This window comes from Clostridia bacterium (assembly GCA_014360065.1).
Taxonomy (GTDB): domain Bacteria; phylum Bacillota; class DSM-521; order Neomoorellales; family JACIYF01; genus JACIYF01.
This window is the reverse complement of the sequence record JACIYF010000160.1, coordinates 1-4,614: the sequence shown is the minus strand read 5'-3', so window position 1 is coordinate 4,614 and position 4,614 is coordinate 1. Positions and strand designations below refer to the sequence as shown.

General features: G+C 54.2%; 5 protein-coding genes. 2 read left to right on the top strand and 3 right to left on the bottom strand.

The window, feature by feature from the left end; translation table 11 throughout:
* Positions 1 to 1,125, bottom strand: a 1,125-nt coding sequence (locus H5U02_14080; protein ID MBC7343550.1) for a hypothetical protein, incomplete at its 3' end; no start/stop codon positions are given.
* A 960-nt stretch (positions 1,126 to 2,085) separates the two neighbouring features.
* Here H5U02_14080 and H5U02_14075 point away from each other — a divergent pair.
* Positions 2,086 to 3,036, top strand: coding sequence for an alpha/beta fold hydrolase (locus H5U02_14075; GenBank protein MBC7343549.1), 951 nt, complete (start codon positions 2,086 to 2,088; stop codon positions 3,034 to 3,036).
* A 90-nt stretch (positions 3,037 to 3,126) separates the two neighbouring features.
* Complete coding sequence (locus H5U02_14070) at positions 3,127 to 3,606, top strand: hypothetical protein (protein ID MBC7343548.1); 480 nt, start codon at positions 3,127 to 3,129, stop codon at positions 3,604 to 3,606.
* On the opposite strand, the gene H5U02_14065 is transcribed toward H5U02_14070, so the two are convergent.
* Together H5U02_14065 and H5U02_14060 are read right to left on the bottom strand one after the other, a co-directional pair.
* Positions 3,603 to 3,764, bottom strand: a complete 162-nt coding sequence (locus H5U02_14065; protein ID MBC7343547.1) for a hypothetical protein — start codon at positions 3,762 to 3,764, stop codon at positions 3,603 to 3,605. The two genes, H5U02_14070 and H5U02_14065, sit on opposite strands and share 4 nt — an antisense overlap.
* A gap of 54 nt (positions 3,765 to 3,818) precedes the next feature.
* A complete protein-coding gene (locus tag H5U02_14060; GenBank protein MBC7343546.1) occupies positions 3,819 to 4,058 on the bottom strand; it encodes an HNH endonuclease in 240 nt (79 codons plus the stop codon).
* Positions 4,059 to 4,614: the final 556 nt, after the last annotated feature.

The window sequence follows — 4,614 nt, the reverse complement described above, 5'->3', positions numbered from 1 at the left end:
GAGCTGGCCTTCATCCAATCCCAGCAGTGTCCCCAAGCGGGTGCGAAGCCGTCGAGCGCTCCCTGGTTCCGAGTCTCCCAACAGGGCGTCCAGCGCCAAGACGTGGTTGACCACCTGATCTACCTTTCCCGCTCTCTCGGCATCAAGGGTGGCAGCCTTGATGAGATATGGCAGTACTCGTTCAGGAAGAAACCCCTTTGTCTCCTCGTGTTTCTCCAGGGCCGAGAGCTTATGATCGTAGTCTGCAAGAGCGGTGACATCTTCACACATAAACCGCTCCGGGCCTTCCTCAACGACACAGCCCTCCTCGTCAAAAAGATCGGGCAGGACCCCCGGGGTGGGAGGGGTAGGCCAGTCGAACAGGTTGTCCGAAACCTCAATCACAGGCCCGAGAGGAAAACCCGGCCACCAATACTCTTCTACTTCCTCCACTTCAGGGTACCAGTTCAGGAGTACCAGCCGGCCCAGGGCTCTTTCCACAGCGGGGGGCAAACCTGAAAAGCTGACTTTTCCATCTCGTGCACTGAGATGAATAAGAGTATCAAGTGGTAGCACATTATCTTCTTCTACCTCTAACCAAACGGCGTGGGTCAAGCGGTCAATTGTTGCCGGGTCGAGGGCTGTATGCGGGAAGAAAACCCGCCGGGCCCGGTTGTTGATCCGCTCCTCCAATTCAGATGCCTCGAATGTGCGCAGGCGGAACCACCCGGCTTCGACCGGGAGTCTTATGTTTGCGCTCACCCAAGGGAGGCGGATAAGGTAACGAGTATGGGCCGTACGCGGACGGGAAAGGTTCTCGTCCAGCAGACCTGTTAGTTTCTTATGGATGTCAGGCTGGCAACACGCAGCATGAAGGTCGAAGTAGGCTCCACTGAGCTTCAAGAAACAGGCTACATGAAAGCTGAATATTATTGCCCTGTACTCATCGACCTTCAAAGCGTCTACGAGTTGCCCGAACTCGGGAGAGGCTTCGATTCGGGCCGCTACCACCGAGGCCAGGCTATCGATCCAGGTATCCAAAGCCACACCGGGGTGCAGTGGTACCTGTTGTTGTAAGTTTTTGTATTCTTCACTGATCCGGTCAAGGCATTTCTCAAAAGCGGCGGTAACAGCTTCTGACAGCATTCTAATCACTCCAGAAGAGATCGTTAAAATAAAGGTCCGGCATGCCATGACCGCTCGCCGGGAGGCCGAAACGACCTTTGGCCGTGACATCCATCACGAATCAGTCTTTAGCTGAGTAATGAGTTCAGAACAAAGACTTGTTTCTTAAGCCGGCGTGAGGTGACCGCAGTGCTGTCACCGGGAACCAGAGGCACGGGTGCCTCGCTATTATGCGGAAATTTCGACAGAAACTAGGAAAGTCCTTCGGAATAACGCTCCAGAACGGCTGCTTTGTCCTAGGCTCGAACACCTAGCTAAGGCCGGCTTTACAAATCAGCCTCATCGAAAGCTTCCTTCCTAGCCTTGACAACTGGCTTTACGCACCGTGTTGGAAGGGACAAAGAGCAGGCCGGGATTCACCCTAAGCCCATCTCCACGAGTATAACCACCCCGCCGAAGCCAGGAAGGGGATTAGGCGGCTCTCAACCAGGGCATAGATTTGTATTTGAAAGTTTCTTCAACAAGAGTGTTTGCAATGGTGTCTCCCCATTACAGTTCTCCCGGCTGTCTGTGGCAACAGGCCCGTCGCCGCAAACAGTTTTTAGGCTATTTACATAATATTTGGCATTAGATACACTTCTGTATTGAGCAAAAAAACGTTTGGGAGGTGAGCTTGAGTTTACGTTCTCCGAATTGTTGCTGGATCAAGTGTAGTGTTACGGGGGAGGTCAGGCAATGACAGTTACGAAAATTAATCCCGGTTCCAAAACTAAATGTCTGCGCTGGCGGTGGCCCATGGGTTTCCGGCCTAGATTTTTCGCCCAGCACACCACAATATGGGTGTTAGTAGTCCTTGTATCTATGTCTCTAATCTGCACAGCTTCTCTTGGCGCCTTTACACCAGCCCAGGCAGCACCGACAAGCGTTTCAGCAGCAGCAACTAATCTCAATCTCTCTCAAGATAGCCCCGGAAGTGGTGGTTTGCTGCCATATACTATTAGAGAGGTTATCATTACGGGCGCCCAAGGGGTCAAGTTACCTGCCAACGTCTGGATACCCAAAGGGCAGGGCCCTTTCCCGGGTATCATTTTTATCCATTCCTGGGCGCTTAACCAATTCGAGTATATTGCTCAGATGGAGAAGTTTGCTCGGGCAGGTTACGTAGTGTTGGCCTATGACTGCCGGGGCTGGGGCTTGGCCGGCGGCAGGATTGAAACTGCCGGGCCCCTGGAAATGCAGGACTTGAATCGGGTAGTCGATTGGCTCATTGCCAATACCCCGGTTGACCCCAGCCGAATTGGGGCTACAGGAATATCTTATGGCGGCGGACAGTCACTGCTGGCCCTTGCCTTTGAACCTAGGGTAAAGACCATTGTAGCCATGAGCGGGTGGACCGACCTAGCAGAGTCACTGGCACCAAACGATAGCGTCAAATGGCTATGGGCAACGCTCCTAGTGGGATCGGCAGCGCTGCTGGGCCGCGAAAGCACTGACCTTTTGAGATGGTTCCTATCCGCCTTTGACTATCAAAAGTTTGAGCAAACAAAGGAAGATTTTCGGCTACGGTCGGCCGCTACCTATATTAACCAAATTAACGCCAGTGGCAAATCGGCGTTTATCATCAACGGCATTAACGACGACCTTTTTACCTCTCGCCAAATCGTAAACTTTTACCAGGCCCTAACCATACCCAAAAAGCTTTACTTGGCCAACGGCATCCACGCCACGGCTGAAGCCCCAGGCTTACTGTTTTTGCCCAGCCATGTGTGGAGCCAGGCCATGGACTGGTTCGATTACTGGCTTAAGGGTGAAGAAAATGGCATTATGAAGGAAAAACCAGTTGCCATTTACCAGAACTGGGATCTTCAAGTCGGCAGATACGACGACTGGCCCATCCCCGGCACTGAAGAAAAGGCCTACTATCTGGTGTAGGGAGAAAATGGGGGTAAATGCTTAACCCTCACGCCACCTCAAGGCAATGATCAACGCCCAGAAACTATTCGCAACCGGCTGTTGTTGCCTGTGGCTTCTTCGGGCGTCCCCGTCCTATCGCCGCTGATCTATTCTTACCTGCGGTTTGCAGTTCCTGGAGCCCCACCCCAGCTGGTAGCCAGCTCAGGAGGAGCAGAAAGCTATGATGGTCCGAAAGTTCAAGTTCCGGTGACTATTCTTGGCACTCCTGAGGCCATTGTTTACGTCAGGCCCAATGCCCCCGAATTTCAGCTGAATGTGCTGCTGTATGATGTGGATGCTCGGGGACGCGCCAAACTGATAGCCCATAGCCCCTATACGGTACGGAACGCCACGCCGGGACAGGTACACCAAGTACAGCTCCAGATGAATGTAGTCAGCCACCGGCTGGATACCAGTCACCGCCTACGGGTGGTAATAAGCACATCCGATAGCGCCTACGTGCTGCCGGTGCTCCGTAACTTTGATCTAAAGATATACCACAATAGTCATTATCCTTCTCAGATACGCCTTCCGGTTCTGGCTTGCTAGCTGGCCTGATGGGATAAAGCCAGCCCCAAGACCAGGTGACAGTAGTCTTGGGGCTGGCTTTTGAATAGCGGGTTGGCTTTATTGGCCGTCTGGACCTCGACAACGCGCATGACCTCGACCGCCGCTCCGCCGGGAGGTTCGTTAGAGCTTCTTGGCATAGTCTCTCCTCCTAAAGAACTTAACTTCTACTCCCATGCTTAGATCCGCTTTGCCTAGCGGGGCAACCTATATCTTATGACCAGGCCGGCACCGGCACCTTTTGGAGGTTCACTGACAATGACGTCTCCCGGTCTAATATTGCGGCGCATTACCTGGCAGCATACCGGCATCCGGTGGCCGGGGCCAGGGTAGCCGCCCACCAGTCGGTGAAGATCGCCCGACCTAACCTCAACGAAATCCCCTTCGGAGCGTCCAAAGATCTGGTCAAGAGCAGCCTGGAAATCCTCCGCAATCGGTGACTGCCCGGGCCGTGGTCCAGGGAAACTCTTCTCTGGCTTGTGCTCGACATACCGGACTGCAGAAGATGGCAAGTTAGCGTCCAGTTTTGGCTTGGCTTCCTCGGGTTCACGAGCGCCTGCCGCTCCTATTTCTTCATATCCTAGCTGTATCCCCCTGTAGTTCAGCTCACCCGCGACAGCTATCCCAGGGTAGTCTTTCTCAAACTCGGCGGAAGCAAAGTCGCGAAAACACTCCCCCAGCCCGCACAGTATGCCTGTGACGCCCCGGCCCTCTGCGCGGTAAAAGCATCCTGCCCGCTCCGGCTCCAGGCCGCACTCTAAGGCCCTACGCAGCCCGGCGGTAAAGAAATAGCGGTACTTGGCTCCTGCTCCCGACCAAGAAGGCGTGCCGGCAAAAAAGCCGTACACCCGGCCGGGCTCTAGCCTCAGGCAAACCTCGGCGATCATGTCTGCCAGCCCCTGGTTAAGCCAGTAGGTGGCAACCTGCCCTTCCATCTTGGCGTCATACTTCCTTGCCAGCTCAAAGGCGTCCAGTATCCCGTAGCCGGCA